This window comes from Nocardiopsis sp. FR4, from assembly GCF_009830945.1.
Lineage (GTDB): Bacteria > Actinomycetota > Actinomycetes > Streptosporangiales > Streptosporangiaceae > Nocardiopsis.
The window spans coordinates 351,043-367,953 of the sequence record NZ_VWVV01000003.1 but is presented as its reverse complement, the minus strand read 5'-3'; the positions used below and the strand labels follow the sequence as shown (position 1 = coordinate 367,953).

18 protein-coding genes and 4 tRNA genes are annotated in these 16,911 nt (G+C 71.8%); 6 read left to right on the top strand and 16 right to left on the bottom strand.

Going from position 1 to position 16,911, the window contains the following annotated elements; translation table 11 throughout:
• Positions 1 to 7: 7 nt before the first annotated feature.
• From FYW95_RS06400 to FYW95_RS06370, 7 genes are all read right to left on the bottom strand, one after another.
• Positions 8 to 607, bottom strand: coding sequence for a GNAT family N-acetyltransferase (locus tag FYW95_RS06400; protein WP_159944870.1), 600 nt, complete (start codon positions 605 to 607; stop codon positions 8 to 10).
• A gap of 211 nt (positions 608 to 818) precedes the next feature.
• The gene (locus FYW95_RS06395; protein ID WP_160050137.1) at positions 819 to 2,318 is read right to left on the bottom strand and encodes an alanine/glycine:cation symporter family protein; all 1,500 of its coding nucleotides are present in this window, start codon (positions 2,316 to 2,318) and stop codon (positions 819 to 821) included.
• Between the two features lie 228 nt (positions 2,319 to 2,546).
• Positions 2,547 to 2,834 (bottom strand): GNAT family N-acetyltransferase, encoded by a 288-nt coding sequence (locus FYW95_RS06390; protein ID WP_159944872.1) that lies wholly within the window; start codon positions 2,832 to 2,834, stop codon positions 2,547 to 2,549.
• A gap of 179 nt (positions 2,835 to 3,013) precedes the next feature.
• Positions 3,014 to 3,952 (bottom strand): DUF5996 family protein, encoded by a 939-nt coding sequence (locus FYW95_RS06385; protein ID WP_159944873.1) that lies wholly within the window; start codon positions 3,950 to 3,952, stop codon positions 3,014 to 3,016.
• 24 nt (positions 3,953 to 3,976) lie between these two features.
• Positions 3,977 to 4,570 (bottom strand): nitrate reductase molybdenum cofactor assembly chaperone, encoded by a 594-nt coding sequence (locus tag FYW95_RS06380; RefSeq protein WP_159944874.1) that lies wholly within the window; start codon positions 4,568 to 4,570, stop codon positions 3,977 to 3,979.
• A 191-nt stretch (positions 4,571 to 4,761) separates the two neighbouring features.
• Positions 4,762 to 5,484, bottom strand: coding sequence for an rRNA methyltransferase (locus tag FYW95_RS06375; RefSeq protein ID WP_159944875.1), 723 nt, complete (start codon positions 5,482 to 5,484; stop codon positions 4,762 to 4,764).
• Between the two features lie 68 nt (positions 5,485 to 5,552).
• Positions 5,553 to 5,627: transfer RNA gene (locus tag FYW95_RS06370), tRNA-Asp, on the bottom strand.
• Between the two features lie 96 nt (positions 5,628 to 5,723).
• Between FYW95_RS06370 and FYW95_RS06365 the strand changes: the two genes are divergently transcribed.
• Together FYW95_RS06365 and FYW95_RS06360 are read left to right on the top strand one after the other, a co-directional pair.
• On the top strand, positions 5,724 to 6,140 hold the full coding sequence (locus FYW95_RS06365) for an RNA-binding S4 domain-containing protein (RefSeq protein WP_159944876.1): 417 nt from the start codon (positions 5,724 to 5,726) through the stop codon (positions 6,138 to 6,140).
• Positions 6,141 to 6,174: 34 nt separating this feature from the next.
• Positions 6,175 to 6,813, top strand: coding sequence for a phosphotransferase (locus FYW95_RS06360; RefSeq protein WP_159944877.1), 639 nt, complete (start codon positions 6,175 to 6,177; stop codon positions 6,811 to 6,813).
• Here the strand turns inward: FYW95_RS06360 and FYW95_RS06355 are convergent.
• Entirely contained in the window at positions 6,805 to 7,596 is a 792-nt protein-coding gene (locus FYW95_RS06355; RefSeq protein ID WP_159944878.1) for an alpha/beta fold hydrolase, read from the bottom strand. The genes FYW95_RS06360 and FYW95_RS06355 overlap by 9 nt on opposite strands.
• A 165-nt stretch (positions 7,597 to 7,761) precedes the next feature.
• On the opposite strand from FYW95_RS06355, the gene FYW95_RS06350 reads away from it, so the two are divergent.
• Positions 7,762 to 8,046, top strand: coding sequence for a hypothetical protein (locus FYW95_RS06350; RefSeq protein ID WP_159944879.1), 285 nt, complete (start codon positions 7,762 to 7,764; stop codon positions 8,044 to 8,046).
• Positions 8,047 to 8,488: 442 nt separating this feature from the next.
• Here the strand turns inward: FYW95_RS06350 and FYW95_RS06345 are convergent.
• The 4 genes from FYW95_RS06345 to FYW95_RS06330 form a co-directional block, all read right to left on the bottom strand.
• Positions 8,489 to 8,562: transfer RNA gene (locus tag FYW95_RS06345), tRNA-Phe, on the bottom strand.
• A gap of 25 nt (positions 8,563 to 8,587) precedes the next feature.
• A tRNA-Asp gene (locus FYW95_RS06340) sits at positions 8,588 to 8,662 on the bottom strand.
• 88 nt (positions 8,663 to 8,750) lie between these two features.
• Positions 8,751 to 8,823 (bottom strand) — tRNA-Glu (locus tag FYW95_RS06335).
• A 97-nt stretch (positions 8,824 to 8,920) separates the two neighbouring features.
• A complete protein-coding gene (locus FYW95_RS06330) occupies positions 8,921 to 10,453 on the bottom strand; it encodes a metallophosphoesterase family protein (RefSeq protein WP_159944938.1) in 1,533 nt (510 codons plus the stop codon).
• A gap of 97 nt (positions 10,454 to 10,550) precedes the next feature.
• Here FYW95_RS06330 and FYW95_RS06325 point away from each other — a divergent pair, with 97 nt between their 5' ends.
• Both FYW95_RS06325 and FYW95_RS06320 read left to right on the top strand, forming a co-directional pair.
• Positions 10,551 to 10,901, top strand: coding sequence for a metallopeptidase family protein (locus FYW95_RS06325; protein ID WP_159944880.1), 351 nt, complete (start codon positions 10,551 to 10,553; stop codon positions 10,899 to 10,901).
• 253 nt (positions 10,902 to 11,154) lie between these two features.
• A complete protein-coding gene (locus tag FYW95_RS06320; RefSeq protein WP_160050136.1) occupies positions 11,155 to 12,459 on the top strand; it encodes an MFS transporter in 1,305 nt (434 codons plus the stop codon).
• A gap of 147 nt (positions 12,460 to 12,606) precedes the next feature.
• Here the strand turns inward: FYW95_RS06320 and FYW95_RS06315 are convergent, their stop codons facing one another.
• From FYW95_RS06315 to FYW95_RS06300, 4 genes are all read right to left on the bottom strand, one after another.
• Positions 12,607 to 12,867, bottom strand: a complete 261-nt coding sequence (locus FYW95_RS06315; protein WP_159944882.1) for a PspC domain-containing protein — start codon at positions 12,865 to 12,867, stop codon at positions 12,607 to 12,609.
• 162 nt (positions 12,868 to 13,029) lie between these two features.
• Complete coding sequence (locus FYW95_RS06310; protein ID WP_159944883.1) at positions 13,030 to 14,583, bottom strand: MDR family MFS transporter; 1,554 nt, start codon at positions 14,581 to 14,583, stop codon at positions 13,030 to 13,032.
• A 49-nt stretch (positions 14,584 to 14,632) separates the two neighbouring features.
• Positions 14,633 to 15,247, bottom strand: coding sequence for a TetR/AcrR family transcriptional regulator (locus FYW95_RS06305; protein WP_160050135.1), 615 nt, complete (start codon positions 15,245 to 15,247; stop codon positions 14,633 to 14,635).
• Positions 15,248 to 15,371: 124 nt separating this feature from the next.
• Positions 15,372 to 15,758: a PPOX class F420-dependent oxidoreductase gene (locus FYW95_RS06300; RefSeq protein ID WP_159944885.1), complete on the bottom strand. Its 387-nt coding sequence runs from the start codon at positions 15,756 to 15,758 to the stop codon at positions 15,372 to 15,374.
• 460 nt (positions 15,759 to 16,218) lie between these two features.
• Here FYW95_RS06300 and FYW95_RS06295 point away from each other — a divergent pair, with 460 nt between their 5' ends.
• A complete protein-coding gene (locus FYW95_RS06295; protein ID WP_159944886.1) occupies positions 16,219 to 16,875 on the top strand; it encodes a TetR/AcrR family transcriptional regulator in 657 nt (218 codons plus the stop codon).
• The last annotated feature ends 36 nt before the right edge of the window (positions 16,876 to 16,911 follow it).

Here is a 16,911-nt window from a genome sequence, read left to right as displayed (position 1 = left end):
TACTCCGTCACTCCGTCTTGAGCTCCAGGCGGGCGACGACCCGCTCGCTCGCGTGGTGGCTGGCCAGGGTGAACCCGGCCCGCCGGAACATCTCCACCGTGCCGGTGTAGACCTCCGCGCTGGGCGCCCGCCCCCCGGCCGTGTCCACCGGATAGGCCTCCAGAACGCGTGCGCCGTTGGTGCGGGCGTACTCGATCGCCCCGTCCAGCAGGCGGCTGCCCAGCCCCCGGCGGCGGCGCCGGGGCGGCAGCCAGAAGCAGACCAGGGCCCAGACCCCGGGTTCGTGGGGGTCGGCGGGGCGCAGGGAGCGCGACCGCGACAGCCGGATGAAGTCCTCCCGGGGCGCCACGGAGACCCAGCCGCACGGGCCGTCCTCGTCGTAGGCCAGCAGGCCGGGGATCCGCCCCTCCAGGGTCAGACGACGCAACTCCTCCTTGTTGTCCACACCGCGTCTGGAGCGCTCGCAGGAGGTGCTCGCCGTGTGGTCCTTGGCGCGCCTGCGAAAGAACGTGCACCAGCAGTGCCCGTACGCTCCGGTCGGTCCGAACAGGTTCTCCAGGTCTTCCCACCGCTCGGCGGTGGCGGGCTCGATTGAGACGATGGACATCGGACTCCCTCGAAGAGACACACGGGCCGCCACAACTGTGACCCAGAACACTAGCGATTATTCGCCGTGACCGAAAGAACACGGACGCACGAAAACGCATCACCTGAGGGGTTTCATCACGGAATGGGGCTCGTGATGCGTGTGGGGCGAAGGGTGTACTCCCCTCCGCCCCACACAGCCGGGTGCTCCGGTACGGGTCAGCCGGTACGGGTCAGGACGAGACCTCGTCCGTCGCGGCGGCGGGTTCCGTCCGTTCGGGCTCCCAGCACTCCACTCCCCGCAGGCCGGGCAGGCGGTCCCGCGTGAAGACGGGGTCGATGCCCTGGCGCCGCTGGTCCGTGTAGTCCTTGAGCAGCCGCGCCGCGATCGCGGCCAGCGGTGTGATGGCGATGAGGTTGACCAGCGCCATCATGCCCATGGTCGTGTCGGCCAGCGTCCAGACCAGGTCGATCGAGCCGAGCGCGCCCAGGAAGCTGGCGACGAGGAAGACCACCTTGTAGCCGGTCATGACGCCCGGGTTGGCGGTGAGGTACTCCAGGTTGGACTCGCCGTAGTAGTAGTTGCCCAGCACCGACGTGAACGCCACCAGGACGATGATCAGCGTCATGAGGTGCAGCGCCCACGGGCCCAGCGCGGCGGTCACCGCGAGCTGGGTGAGGTCGCCCTCCAGCTGCTCGCCGGTGCCCTCCTGGTACCCGATGAGGACGATGAAGGCGGTGATGGAGCAGACCACCAGGGTGTCGAAGTAGACGCCCAGGCTCTGCACCAGGCCCTGCTTGGCGGGGTGGCTGACCGAGGCGCTGGCCGCGGCGACGGGGGCCGAGCCCAGGCCAGCCTCGTTGGAGAACATGCCCCGGCGCACGCCCTGGATGATCACCGTGGCCAGACCGGCCGCGGCGAACTCGCGGATGCCGAAGGCGTGCTCGAAGATCAGCACGAACATGGCCGGGACCTGGTCGATGTTCATCCCCACGATGACCAGGCCCATGACCAGGTAGATCGCCGCGAAGGCCGGGATGAGGGCCTGTGCGGTGCGCGCGATCCGGCGGACGCCGCCGAAGATCACCAGGGCGGTGACCGCCACGACCGCGACGCCCACCACGACCGACAGCCACGTGCCCGGGGCCGCGCCGAGGTTCTCGGAGGAGTTGGCCACGGCACCGGCGATGGTGTTGCTCTGCACCGCGTTGAAGACCATGGGGAAGGTCAGGATGAGCACGACGGCGAACAGCATGCCCATCCAGCGCTGGCCCAGGCCCCGTTCCATGTAGTAGGCGGGGCCGCCCCGGTAGCCGGTGGAGTCCCGGACCTTGTACAGCTGGGCCAGGGTGGACTCGATGAAGCTGGCCCCGGCGACGACGATCGCCATCAGCCACATCCAGAAGACGGCGCCCGGGCCGCCGAGGGAGATCGCGACGGCCACGCCGACGATGTTGCCGGTGCCGATGCGGGCGGCGGCCGAGATCATGAACGCCTGGATCGAGGAGACGGCCTTCTTGCCGTCCGGGGCCGTCTCGGGTTGGCTCCGCAGCACCCGGAACATCTCCGGGAGCATGCGGATCTGCACCACGCCCGTCCGGACCGTCACGTACAGGCTGACCGCCACCAGCAGCGGGATCAGCACCCAGGACCAGAAGAAGTCGTTGTTGAACGTTCCGATGGCCTCGGTCAGGCGCGCGTCGAGGGTGGGAGTTGCGTCTGCGACTAACACGGGTATGGGGCTCCTTTGCTCCAAAGAAGGACAACCGCCCCCACATACCCCTGAAGTGCGCGGAATCACCGCCGCGTGTGTGCTGTGGTCGGATGGTGATGCACCCGTTACCGTGTTCCCCGCCGCTCCCGGCCCGGCGGCCGGGCCGGGACCCCGCGCCCCCGGGCTCAGCGATCGCAGGTACCTGGGCGCTGCCGTTCTCCCGCCCCGGCCCTCGCGCCTCCGGGCTCAGCCCTCGTGGACCAGGTCCGCGTAGGAGGGGTTCCTGCGGATGTAGGCCCGCACGAACGGGCAGATGGGCACCACCCGCAGGCCGCGGCGGCGGATGTCGTCCAGGGCCTCGCCCATGAGGCGGCTGGCCACGCCGCGGCCCTCGACGGAGCGGTCGACCTCCACGTGCGGCAGGGCGTACACGCCGTCCTCGATCAGGTGGTAGGCGCAGAACCCCACCACCTCACCGTCCGCGCTCACCTCGTAGCGCGACCGCTCCGGAACGTCGACGACCTTCAGGTCCATGGCACTCCCCCTGTGTTCGCGCACACGTCATGCACGGGCCGACCTCCACGTTCCCATACATAACGCCCGTGTACACCCCGTGGAGTGGTCACCCCCGGTCACCGGAGGCGCCCCTCACCGCCCCGGGGCGGTGCCGTCGGCCGGAGGGACGAGGAGGGCCCGCCGGCCCCAGGGCGGGGTCAGCGGGCGCCCGGGTGGGGGTCGGTGACCCCGCCCGGGCACGCCAGCGTGGCGATGTCCCAGCCCGCCAGGCCCGCCCCCGCCCGGTAGGCGCTCTCCAGGAACTCCAGGACGGTGGCGCGCGGGTCGGCGGCCTTGCGGGCGTCGGCGTAGCGCAGCAGCGCCAGGTGCCCGTTCCCGCTGGCCACCCACTCGGCCCCGTCCGGGCGCAGCGGCTGGTCGGTGAGCCCCTCGGGTTCGGGCGCGGTGTAGGAGTAGAAGCAGGGTTCGGGGATGTCGTCGTCGCCGAACCAGAACCCGAAGCTGACCACCTCCCGCGAGTAGGCCTCGCGCACCAGCTGGCCCGCCTCCGGCGGCTGCGGGACCGGGTGCGGGGAGAAACGGGTGACCGCGATGTCGAAGGTGTGCCAGAAGTGGTGCACGGGGCTGGTCTTGCCGGAGAAGCCCGCGGCGAACTCCTCCAGCACCAGGTTGACCTGGCTGAGCACCTGCCAGTACCGGGTGGCGTGCTCGGGGACGTAGGTGGCGTGCTCGTGGTCCTGGCTGAAGGGCCGGTCGGCGTCGGGCAGGTCGAAGGGCCGGGCCAGCGGGATGCCGCCGTCCACGCCCAGGCTGTCCAGCGCCGACTGCAACCGCAGGTAGAAGGAGGCCACGCTGTTGCCCTGGAGGGGGAAGGAGGCCGTGCCCCCGTCCAGGGTCGAGGCGACCAGCTGGTGGCGGACGAAGTCGAAGTCCACGGTGAAGACCGGGTTGCCGTCCACCATCCCCATGGGACGCGAGGTGATCCCGTTCCCGGTCAGGTGGAAGGGCACGTGCCACCAGTGGTTGCGGCGCGGGCTGTGGTGCAGGCGCACCTTGCCGACGATCTGTTCGAAGCGGTGCAGGGTCTGTTTGGTGTCGTACCAGGAGTCCAACGGAAAATCCGGGAACAGCTCCATGGTCGCGGTTCTCCTTCCCGCCGTTCAGCCGACGGCGTCGGTGTCGGTCCGCTGCGGCGGGACCAGCGGGTCCCCGGCCAGGGACGCCCGGACGGCGTCCACGACCCGAGCGTAGGGCGTGCCGCGGTCGCGTAGGGCCTCGCCCAGCAGGTCCAGCCCGGGGCGCAGGCGCAGCAGGAGGAACTCGCCCGCGTCGGAGCGCGCCGCGAGCTCCAGCACGGCCGCCAGGTGGTCGGGCTCGCGCCCCCCGGGCACCGTCCGCCCGGCGTAGGCCGCGGCGAGCTCCTCCCTGGGGGGAGCGCCGTCACCGGCCAGGCACAGGGGCCGTTCCGGGGGCGGGCCGAACACCTCCGCGTGGTGCTCGCGCAGCAGCGGCTCGGGTGTGGTGGCGGCGTGTTCGCAGAAGTCGCGCAGTCCGGTGCGCACGGGGCCCCAGGGCAGTTCCGCGACCGCCCGGGCCACCAGCGGCAGACGTTCGAAGAAGACCTGGTCGGGTCGGCCCAGGAGAACGGAGGAGGCCTGGCGGGTGACCGCGAGGCGGTGCGCGCGGCGGACGTCCCGGTGGGCCTCCAGGAGTCCGGTGGCGCGCGCGTCGGCGCCGTCGGTGGTGGTGCTCATGTATGAACCCCCTCACGCGGTGCGGCACACGCGCCGCCTCCGCTGTAGAAGACCGCTCGGACGGCACGTGCGCGCCCGGAAGCCGCTGTGCGGGGAGGGCACCGCGGGCCTCCGCCGTGCCTGCTCACGAATATGCCTCTTCTGCGACGAATGTCACGCATCCCACACCGTGACGGGGCAAATCCCCCGGTCTACGGCGCGACGTCCCGGGCGCGCACCAGGGCCGCCGCGCGGTTGCCCACCCGCACCCGCTCCAGCGCACGCACGCCCTCGGGCAGCGCGACCCGTCGGGTCCGGGCGGTCACCACCACCACGGCGCGCTCGGGCAGCACCCGTCCCAGCGAGGCCAGCAGTTCCCGCATCGGGTCGCCCGGCACCGCGCCCTCCCAGCGGGTCATCTCGCCGTAGGGCACGTCCGTCACCACCAGGTCCGCCGGAACGGCCCCCTCCAGGGTGAACACGTCCGCCACCGCCGCCTCGTGCGGCAGGTCCCCGCCCGCCGCGGCCAGCCCGGCCGCCAGGTCGCGGGCGGCCTCGGCGCGCTCCACGAAGGACACCCGGCCGAAGTCCCGGGCCGACCGGCGCAGCTCCTCCTCCCGCTCCGCCAGGCCCTCCGCGGTCAGCAGCCGCAGGTTGCGCGCGGCCAGGGCGACCGAGTCGGCGTCCACGTCCGTGGCCCGCACGTGGGTGAGGCGGTCACGGTGCAGGTGGCCGAGCACCGTGGCGAGGTACCCGCTGCCGCAGCAGGGGTCCCACAGCCGCACGGTCTCGCGCCCCGTGTGCACCATCGCCCTCTGGAACAGCTCGCTGGCCAGGCGCACGGGAAAGCCCGGGAAGCCCGGAGCGGACCGCAGCACGTGCCCGCTCGCCAGATCCGCACGGTCGGCCCGCTCGACGGCGTACCGGTATCCCAACGCTTCGCCCTTCCGTGTCGCGGAACGCCGAAGGCCCGGCGTCACGGGGACACCGGGCCTTCGTCATGCGGTCCTGACGGGATTTGAACCCGCGGCCTCCACCTTGACAGGGTGGCGAGCACTCCTAACTGCTCCACAGGACCTCGCTGCGTTTCCAACTCTAGCGCGACTTTGGAGTACTTCGTACCGACGGCCGCCTAGAGTGGCTCCAACGCCCAGGAAACACGAGAGGAACCCCGGTGAACGAGTCCTCGGCCCCTCTGCCCTCGGGCCCCGAGAGCACCCGGGTCGACCGCTGGCTGTGGGCCGTGCGCCTGGCCAAGACCCGCTCGGAGGCCGCGCAGGCCTGCCGCGGCGGGCACGTGCGCGTCAACGACCGCCCGGCCAAACCCGCCACCGCCGTCAAGGCCGGCGACGAGGTCCGGGTCCGCCTGCACGGGACCACCCGCGTCATCGACGTGGGCCACGTCATCGAGAAGCGCGTGGGCGCGCCGATCGCCACCCGCTGCTACGTGGACCGGACACCGGCCCCGCCGCCGCACGCGGCCGGACCCGTCATCCGGCGCGACCGGGGCGCCGGGCGGCCGACCAAGCGCGACCGGCGCATGCTGGAGCGGCTCCGCAGCGACTTCCCGCCGCCTCCGCCCCTGCCGTAAGGCTCCCGAAAGCCGCCGGGCCTAGTCTGACGCCATGAGCAACCCCCCGCTCCTGGCCTCCGGGCGCGACGCCGACGTCTACGCCCTCGACGAGCACACCGTGCTGCGCCGCAACCGCGACGGCCGGGGCTGCGCGCGGGAGGCCGCGCTGATGAGGCACGCCGCCGCGCACGGCTTCCCGGTCCCCGCGGTGCACCGCGCCGAGGGCCCGGACCTGGTGATGGAGCGCCTCCACGGACCGACCATGGTCTCCGAGACCGACCCGGAGGCCGCCGGGCGCACCCTGGCCGACCTCCACGCCGCGCTGCACCGGCTGCCCTCACCCTCAGGGCGGGGCAGCCTCCTGCACCTGGACCTGCACCCGGACAACATCGTGATCACCCCCGCCGGACCGGTGGTGATCGACTGGACCAACGCCCGCGAGGGGGAGCCCGACCTGGACGCGGCGGTGACGGCGCTGATCCTGGCCCAGGTCTCCCTGACCTTCCCCCCGCCCCTGTCCCTGCTCGCGGCCCGGGTGCTCCCGCCCTTCCTGCGGCACACCCCGGAGGACCCCGTCCGGCTGCTCGACCGGGCGGCGGAGCTGCGCGCGGCCGACCCCAACCAGGCCCCGGAGGAGACCGCGGTGCGCGGCGAGGCCACCGGCCTGATCCGCTCCCTGTGGTCAGGCTGAGAGGGGGTGCCCCGCCAGGAAGTCGAGGACCTCGCGGGTGGCCTTGGCCGCGTCCTCGTGCACGTAGCCGTGGCGCATCCCGGGCAGCACCAGCAGCCGCGCGTCGGGGATCCGCTCCGCCAGCAGGACGGCGTTGCCGACCGGGGTGAGGACGTCGTCCTCGCCGTGCACCACCAGCGTGGGCGCCGCCACCGAGGGCAGCAGGTCCCAGCCGTCGTACCCGCTGCTCGCGCCGAAGTGCAGCCGCTGGGCGCGCAGCGGGCCGCGCGGCAGCACGCGGGTCACCGCCTCGGGGTGGGCCGCGGCCCACTCGGGGCTGTAGAACAGCCCGGCGACGGCTTCCCGGCCCGCCGCCGTGCTGGCCTGGCGCAGCGCCAGGGTGGCCGACCGGGGGCGCTCCACCTCGCGGGCGCCTCCGGGGGCCGTCGCGCCCAGCACCAGCGCGCCCAGGCGTTCGGGCGCCCCGGCCGCCAGGGTCTGGGCCACCTTGCCGCCCATGGAGAACCCGTACACGTGCGCACGCCGCACGCCCAGCTCGTCCAGGACGGCCAAGGCGTCCTCCGCGAAGAGTTCGAGGGTGTAGGGCCGCTCCAGGGGGGCGTCGCTGCCGCCGGTGCCGCGGAAGTCCATCCGCACGACCCGGTGGTGCCGCGCCAGCTCCTCGTACACGCCGTCCCACATCCCGTGGTCGAGCGACTGGCCGTTGAACAGCAGCAGGGGGTCGCCCTGCCCGAGGGCGTCGTACCAGATCCGGGTTCCGTCAGCGGCGGTCACGTGGCTCACGGCTCCGGACCCTATCCGACACCCCGCCCGGGCGCCGTGGCCGCCGTCACCACGCGCAGCGGGGGCGGCTCCACCAGGTGGCCCAGCGCCATCCGGCCCAGGGGCTGTTCCAGGACTGCCCGCAGCACCGGTCACAGCGGCGTTCTGAGCAACACGTACACCCCGGTGAGCAGCAAGCCCGCCACGAGGGACATCGGGGGCGGTGGTTGCGTCAACGCCCGGCACGGCCCGCGCAACCGCGTGGAGATCGTCACCTGGACCTGGGAGGACCGCCTGGTGGACGACGACTGGCTCCGCGCACTGAGCCGTCGTCGGAGCCGAGGAGGCATCCGGGGCGAGAGCCTCCTCACAGGCACAGGGGCAGTCACCCGCCAGGGGAGGAGGTTCTCTCGTCATGGGGCGGAGGTCCCCGCTCCCGACGCGTCCAGCGGTGCCACCGGACGCTCGTGACAGCGGTGCAGACCGCCGACGCTCCGCTCAGAAGAGCCCACAGAGCGTGGCCTTGGACCGTCGCGGTGAGCATGCTCAGCAGGAGGGCGCTGACCAGGTGGAGCAGGCCGGGCACGGCTCTCATGGCGCCCCGGACCCGTGGGGGTGTGATGCCGACGCCTACCGGCAAGCCAACCCGGAGCTGCCGTCCGGCGCGACCCTTCGCGTGTGCCGCATGAGGCTCCGGTTCGGTTGCTGGATGGAAGGCGGCCTCGTCGATGACCGCCCACGGCTCGGGACCCCGACGGTCCTCCGTCAGCGTCCGTCGCGTCATGCGCGACTCCGTGTCCGTGCGCGCGAACGACCGGCCGCGCACCGCCGGGCCCCGGTGCGCGGCCGTCCCGCACAACGAGAAACGCCCGGGGCCTGTCGGCTTCCGGGCGTTCGTGCTGCTCACAGTGGGTGGCTAGGGGCGGGGTCGAACCGCCGACCTTCCGCTTTTCAGGCGGACGCTCGTACCAACTGAGCTACCTAGCCGCGCTCGCCGATCACTCGGCGACGGCGGTCCTGACGGGATTTGAACCCGCGGCCTCCACCTTGACAGGGTGGCGAGCACTCCTAACTGCTCCACAGGACCTTGTTCTGTTGTGGCGCCCGGCCGCTGGCCTGGCGCTCTGTCGCGGTTCTCATTCTGCCAGATGTCTGACAGTGCTCGAACCGCCTCGTACCCCCAACGGGATTCGAACCCGCGCTACCGCCTTGAAAGGGCGGCGTCCTAGGCCGCTAGACGATGGGGGCCCGTGTGACAGGTCAAGCATAGGGGAGATTCCCGACCAACACCAAAGCGATTACCCCGCGCGCCCGACCCCGCCGCCACCTGCGCGAACACGCTGGGTCAGGGCGTGCGGGCGGGCTCTTCGGCCTCCTCGGAGGGGCTCTCGGCGGGCTCGCCCACCGGGCGCTGCGGGTCGGCCTCGATGTGCCGCTCCACCTGCGCGGACGTGAGTCCCACACCGCCGAGGTCGATGTCGTCGCGGGCCTGCAGGCGACCCGTCTCGGCGTCGAAGTACAGCACCGACGCCTGGTAGGGCGTCGGACGGCCGGATCCGTGATCAAGGCCACTCAGCCCCGCGCCGCCGGTGGAGCCCTGCACCAGGAACCGGGTGCCGAGGTCGGTGAGGTAGGTGGACCGGACGTGCTCGCCGCCCGTGAGCACCAGCGGCACCACCCCGTCGAAGCCCTCGGCCTGCGTGCGGGTGTGCATGAGGACCACGTCGACCTCCTCGCGGGAGCCGATCACCTCCCCGGCCTCCTCCTCGCCCTGGGCGGCCACGCCCGCGGCGTCGGGGTTGAGCCGGGTGGCGTCCGGGGCGTACCGCGGGTCGCCCGAGCCGTAGAAGGTCAGCCCGCCGACCTCCCGGACGTCGCCGTCCAGCACCACGGCGTTCTCCTGGGCCTCCACGGCGCGCTGGGTGCCCATGGAGTCGTGCTGGCCGCGCACCCAGACGTAGGGGACGTCCAGCTTGCCGATCTCGTCGGCGAACACGTCCTCGGCGGCGCTGCCCCGGTCGGTGAGGTCCCCGGAGTCCACCACCATGTCCACGCCGTACTGGTCCAGCAGTGTGCGGATGATGCTCCACGAGGCCGGGTTCAGCTGGATGTCGGACACGTGCAGCACGCGGATCACGGACTCGTCCTCGTCGTAGACGGGCAGGGTCGAGGTGGCCTCGTAGATCATCGCCACGTTGCCGACCAGGCCCGCCAGCTGCTCCTGGTACTGGCTGAACCGGCCCACCACCTCCTCGGCGCTGCCCACGACCTGCGGTGCGCCCGCGATCAGACCCGTGTAGCGGGGCTCGGCGATGGCGCTGGGATTGAACGTGTGGGCTGCGACGGCCCCCGAGCCCACGAGGACGGCGAGGGACACGCCCGCGCTGGCCAGGGACCGCCACAGGCTCCGGAAGAGCAACAGCCCCATCACGGCGGCGCCGAGGACGGCGGCGAGCACGGCGCGCACCAGCAGGTCGGTCACGCCGGCGCGCAGGTCCGAGCCGATGCCCGCGGCCATGCGGTTGATCGCCTCGGGGTCGGTGAAGGCCTCCTGGGCCGCGGACAGCCGGATGTCGGAGATGGTCGCCTCGAGCTTGAGCGGGGCGCTGTGGGTGTCGAAGGCCAGCTGGCCCAGGGGGGCGACGTTGACGACCGTCTCACCGTGCCACTGCGGGCTCAGCGCCAGGGTGACGTCGGCGGGGCCGATGGGGGTGACGACCTGGCCGCCCAGGGCCAGCCCCAGCCAGCCGCCGACCAGACCCGCCGCGACGACACACCCCCAGCGCCACGCGCGTCCGGCGCGCAGTCGGTCGAAGGCGCCGCGGAGCCGCCGGAGGGCCCCGCGAAAGTCGTACCCGCGGATCGCTTCCCAAGACAACACCCCCCCATCATGCCGTCGTGGGAGGCCGTTCCCAATGTTTCCTCCCCTTCCAGAGTGTTATGTCGCTTCCCGGGGACGGCGGCCAGGCAGCACAATGGCGTGTGTGGTGGAACTGACGCGCGCGGACTTCGAGGAACTGGTCGCCGACGCCCTGGACCAGATCCCGCCCGAACTGGCCGGACTCATGGACAACGTGGTGATCAGCGTCCAGGACGAGTCCCCGGACGGGCTGCTCGGGCTGTACGAGGGCATCCCGCTGACCGAGCGCGGGGACGCCTACTTCGGGGTGCTCCCCGACCAGATCTTCATCTACCGGCGCAACATCTGCGCGTTCTGCGAGACCCCCGAGCAGGTCGTGGAGGAGGTGCGGATCACCGTCGTGCACGAGATCGCCCATCACTTCGGCATCGACGACGACCGCCTGTCCGAGCTCGGCTGGGGATAAGCCGACGGACTTTTTCCGTCCGACAATGTGGGGCACTCCGGCAATTCCTGACACGAAATTCCGCCCAGTCGAAACAATCCTCCGCCACAGCGGGGAACACCGCCGAAACCAACTCCGCATTCCTCACCCACAGCAACGAATCAGACACGAATTACCCGCAACCGCTTGCGATGCAGCTCACCTTCCGGAACGGTTGGTCATTGGGACACGACACAGCGTGATTACAACCCTGTAACGAGTAAGGGAGTGCCGGGTGGCCAATCCGCGCCTCGACAACACACCTGACAACGGGGACCACGAGTCCTCGAGCGCCCCCAGCAACGACGACTGGCGTAGCAGCTACCGCGACGTCATGGCGATCGGAGAGTTCCGTTCCGTCTGGCTCGCGCACGCCCTGTCGATGATCGGCACGAACCTGCTGAACATCGCCACCAGCGTCCTCGTCTTCCAGGTGACCGGGTCGGCGCTCGCCGCGGGTGTCACCCTGGCCCTGACCTTCCTGCCACCGATCGTCAGCCCCCTGATCGCCGGACTCGCCGACCTCTTCCCGCGCCGCCGGGTCATGATCGCGTGCGACCTCGCGCGCGCCGCCGTCATCGTGCTCATCGGCATTCCCGGCATGCCGATCTGGGCCATCTGGATACTGCTGTTCTGCTCGGTCCTGCCCTCGATCCCCTTCGCCGCGGCGCGCGCGGCGATGCTGGCCGAGATCATCCAGGGCGAGCGCTACGTGGCGAGCACCGCGATCATCCAGCTCACCTCGCAGCTGGGCATCCTGGCCGGCCTGGTGGCGGGCGGCCTGATCGTCTCCTTCGTCGGCCCGAACGTCACCGTGATGTCGACCGGCATCCTGTTCGTGCTGTCCGCCCTGGTCGTGCTGCTGGGCGTCCGGGCACGGCCCTCACCTCTGACGGAGCGGGAGGAGCGCCCCGGGTTCCTGGCCATGACCCGCGACGGCGCCAAGCTCGTCTTCAGCGACCCGAGGCTGCGCACCCTGGCGCTGCTGGCCTGGCTCGCGGGCCTGTACGGCATCCCCTACGGGCTGGCCAACCCGATGGCGGCCGAGATCGGCGCCGGGGCGGCCGCCGCCGGGTTCATCATGGCGGGCTCCTCCGTGGGAGCCTTCGTCGGCGGCCTGGTCCTGACCCGGATCATCCCTCCGCCCACCCGTATGCGCCTGCTCGGGCCGCTGGCGGTGCTCACCTGCCTGCCGCTGCTGCTGTGGCTGGTCGGGCCGCCGCTGTGGCTGATGGTGGCGGCCCTGGCGCTGTGCGGCGTCGCGGGCTCCTACCAGTTCGTGGCCAACGCGGCGTTCGTGCTGTGCGTGCCCAAGGAGGGTCGCGGCCTGGCCTTCGGTCTGGTCGCGGCCGGGCTCCAGGCGGCCCAGGGAGTGGGCATCCTGCTCGCCGGGTTCTTCGCCGAGTACTTCGGCACCGGTCCGGTCATCGTCACGGCCGGCGCCCTCGGCGTCCTCTGCGCGGCGCTCCTGTCGGTCCCGTGGTCGCGGATGGCGGGCGAGACCATCAGGCACATGGAGGCCACCGGGGAGAGCGCCTAGGCACCGGGCGCGAGGCGGTCGCGCGAACGCCCTAGCGTTCCGCGCCGCACTCCGCGGGGGACTCGCGGGCCTCCTCGGGCTCGCGCTCCTCCCGCGGGGTGCGCAGCTCGCGGCGTTCCCAGTCGGGGTGTGCTCGAAGGGTCCACATCAGTCGTTACTCGGCTTTCCCTGGAAGTTGCGGATGATCTGCTCCAGAAGGGAGCGCTTCTCGTCGGCGGCGGGCATGATCAGCCAGGCCAGGATGTAGACGAAGACCCCGCTGAACCCGAGGACGGTCAGGACCACGAAGACGAGGCGGACGAGGGTGGAGTCGACGTTGAGGAACTCGGCGACACCGCCGCACACACCGGCCAGGTAGCGGTCGGTGCCACTGCGGCGGAAGCGCTTGTTCTGGTAGCTCTCGTTCATGTCTCCACCCTGCCCTCCGCCCACGACGATTCCCATCCGGGAGAGCCCTGGGCCTCCCCTGACATCCCCCGGAGCCCTCGGAGGGGCCGGAGTCCCCGGGTGTCCCGGGGTTGGACGGCCGCGGGGACGGCCGGGGTTCCTGAGACGTGGGACACACCGGACTCAGGGTCGGGAGGCGGCCCCGCTCTCCTCGCGCCCGGTCTCCCGGTCGCCGCCGACCGTGGTGGACAGCGGCTTCTCCACGACGAACCAGGAGAGCGCGAAGCCCGCCAGGGCGACCGGGACCGCGTAGAGGAAGATCGGCGGCAGGGCGCCCGCGAAGGCCCCGACGATGAACTCGCGCACCGGCTCGGGGAGTTCCTGGAGCATCCGCGGGGTCATCGAGCTGATCCCGGTCTCACCGCCCTCGAAGGAGGGCCCGCCGCCCGGCGCCTCGGCCATCCGCTCGTTGAGCCGGGAGATGAAGACCGACCCGAAGACGGCGATACCGAAGGACGCGCCGATCTGGCGGAAGTAGTTGTTGGCCGAGGTGGCCGCGCCCAGGTCGCGGCGGGGGGCGGAGTTCTGCACGATCAGCACGAGGTTCTGCATCACCATGCCCACCCCCAGACCCAGGACCAGCATCGCCGACCCGTTGTAGAGGTAGGGGGTGTCGGCGTCCATGCGCGAGAGCAGGACCAGCCCCAGCGCGGTGACGGCGGTGCCGATCACCGGCCAGTGCTTGTAGCGGCCGGTGGTGGAGATGAGGCGCCCGGTGGTGATGGTGCTGGTGAGCATGCCCGCGACCATGGGCAGCATGAGCAGCCCGGACTCGGTGGCGGTGGCGCCGTTGACCATCTGCAGGAACGTGGGCAGGTAGGCGACCGCGGAGAACATCGCGATGCCCACGGTGACGCCGATCAGCGCGGTCAGGACGAAGTTGCGGTCGCGGAACAGGCGCAGCGGGATGATCGGCTCGGACGCGCGCCGCTCGACCAGCACGAACAGGACCGCCGCCACGACGGCGCCCGCGCCCAGGCCCAGGATCTGCGGGCTGGCCCAGTCGTAGGTGCCGCCGCCCCAGCTGGTCAGCAGCACCAGGCACACGCTGGTGGCGGCCAGCAGCACGGTGCCCGAGTGGTCCAGCTTGGGCCGGGGCCCCTCGGGGCGGGGCAGGCGGATCATGGTCGCCGCCGTGACCAGGGCCACCGCGCCCAGGGGCAGGTTGACGTAGAAGATCCAGCGCCAGTCGAGGTGGTCGGTGAAGAACCCGCCGAGCAGCGGCCCGGCCACCGAGGAGACCCCGAACACGGCGCCCATGACGCCCATGTACCTGCCGCGCTCACGGGGCGAGACCACGTCGGCGATGATCGCCTGCGCGCTGATCATGAGCCCTCCGCCGCCGACGCCCTGGAGGGCGCGGAAGAGGATGAGCTGGGTCATGTCCTGGGCGATCCCGGCGAGCACGGAGCCCAGCAGGAAGACCACGATCGCGAAAACGTACACGCGGCCGCGGCCGAAGAGGTCCCCGGCCTTGCCGTAGATGGGCATGCCGACGGTGGCCGCGAGCATGTACGCGGTGACGACCCAGGACAGGTGCTCCAGGCCGTTGAGCTCCCCGACGATCGTGGGCAGGGCCGTGGCGACGATGGTCTGGTCCAGGGAGGCCAGCAGCATCGTCAGGATGATCGCCAGGAAGATCCAGCGCAGCCTGGTGCGGCTGATGGTGGTGGGCATGGGGCTCCGTTCGCCTGCCTGTCCCCGCGAGGGGGTGCGGATGCCCCGGTCAGTCGGTGGACGCGTACGGCCCGTAGGCCTCGCCCAGGTGGCGGAAGGCCGCCTGGATCTTGGCGCGGACGTCCGCGGTCTCCTCGGTCTCCGAGAAGTGCAGACGCCTCATGGTGTGGCGCATGACGGCCATGGCCGCCGCGGCGACCAGGAGCGGGTGGTCGTCCTCGGGTGAGGCCCCGGTCCGCTCGGCGATGGCCGCCGCGAGTTCCGTTTCCACGTTGTGGAAGCGGGCGAGTACACCGCGCACGAGCTGGGGCTCGCGTTCCATGAGCTGTTTGCGCAGGCGCATGTGTTCGCGCCGGGTGGCGAGGTCGTCGGTACTGACCAGGGACGTGATCAGCACGGTGATGAGGTCCTCGACGAAGTCGCCGGTGGGACCGCCGACGACGAACTCCCGCCGGGCCTCCTCGTCGGGGGTCCCGGGGACGTCGCCCAGGAGCGCCTCCTCCTTGGTGGCGAAGTAGTTGAAGAAGGTCCGGGTGGAGACGTCGGCCTCGGCCGCGATCTCCTCCACCGTCACCTTCTCCAGACCGCGCTCCAGGGTCAGGCGCACGGCCGCGTCCTGGAGGGCGCGGCGCGTGGCCTGCTTCTTGCGTTCCCGAAGCCCCAATGGTCCTCCCCCGTGCACGGTCAATCTTTGCAGACCATGCAATAATTTTCCACCGGTGTCTCTGCGCGGCGCCGATCGCCCGTGCCCGGGGGTGCGGTGCGGCGCCGCCGCACCGGGACCGCTGTTACCGGCCGACGAAGCGCTCGGGCCGGACGCAGACGATCACGCGCCGCTCCTTGGGATCGTCCCAGGGATAGGGCTTACCGAGGTACTTCTGGGACATCTGGTTGATGAAGGCCTTGTCCTCGTCCGGCTCCACCCGGTCGACCACGCCCCGGACCTCCACGTACATGTAGGGGTCGTCGGGGTCGACGGCCGACACCGCGATCCGGCCGTCGCGCTCCAGGTTGCGCAGCTTCTGCCGGGTGGTGGTCTGGCTGAACCTGAGGAACTCGCCGTCCCAGTCGATCCACACGGGGCTGGACTGGGGCGCCCCGTCCGGCCCCAGGGTGGCCACGTGCCCGAGCGCGGGCTTGCGCAGGACCGCCTGCTGTTTCTCCGAGAAGGCCATGCCGCTCCTTCGTGTTGGTTCCACGTGCTCCCATGGAGTACACCAGCGGCGCCCATCCCAAACACGGCCGCCCGCCGCGGCCCCGGGACCGCGGCGGCGGGGTGGAGCACCTCGCAGGCGGTCACCAGCCGGGCGCGCCAGTGGTCGTGCGGGCCCCGCAGGCGCTCCGCCGCCCGGAAGGCGTCGTCGGCGGCCAGGGCCGCCTCGCATGCCGCCGCCGGGTCGTCGGAGTCCGCCCCGGCCGCCCGGTCGCCCGCCGCCGTACCGCTTCCGGATATCGCGTCGTTCAGGCCCGGCCCTAGGGAGGGCCGCCGACGGAACCTGTCGGCGGTCCGGTCCGGGAATCCCCGCGGGCAGGGGGCTCCGCGCGGCAGAGGCGGCGCGGGCGGTCCGATCGGCGTGACGCGTTGCACTCAGTGCTTCGTTGCACCTAGTGCAGCAAGGCTCGTAGTTTGGAGGCGTGAAGGACCATCACGCACCACCGGACCGGCGCGAGGTGCTGAAGTCACGCCACCGCCGCGCCATCGTCGACGCCGCCGCCGCGCTGACCGCCGAGCACGGGCACACCGGCTTCGGTGTCGACGAGCTCGCCGAGCGGGCCGACGTCTCCCGCAGGACCGTGTTCAACCACTTCAGGTCCCTGGACGACATCGTCCTGGAGGTGTTCGGCCAGATGCTGGACGCCATCCTCGACAGCATCGAGGCCAGCCTCGACGCGGCGGGCGGCGAACACCCGGCGAACATGTTCGACGAGCTCGCCGCGGCGATCCGCGGCACCGACCTGCTCACCCCGATCACCCGGCTCAAGCACGTCCTCCGGCAGGAGGGGAACGAGCCCAGCCCCAGCCGGGCGGCGCTGTTCGAGCGGGCGATGAACGACGTGGGCGCCCGTCTGGCCGGGATCATGACGCGCCGCCATCCGGAGGCCGACCCGCTCGTGGTGGACCTCATGTGCGGCGCCGTCATCAGCGGCGGCGCGGTCACGGTCCAGCACTGGGAACAGGCCACCGGAGGGGTCGACGACGACGCCTCCCGACGGGTCTGGAACGACCTGCTGGACCGCATGATCGCCGTGAACCGCGACGGGTACGGCTCGCTCGGCCCCGCCTCCTCCTGAGCGCACGACGCGCTCCTCCACCCACCCCGTTTGGCG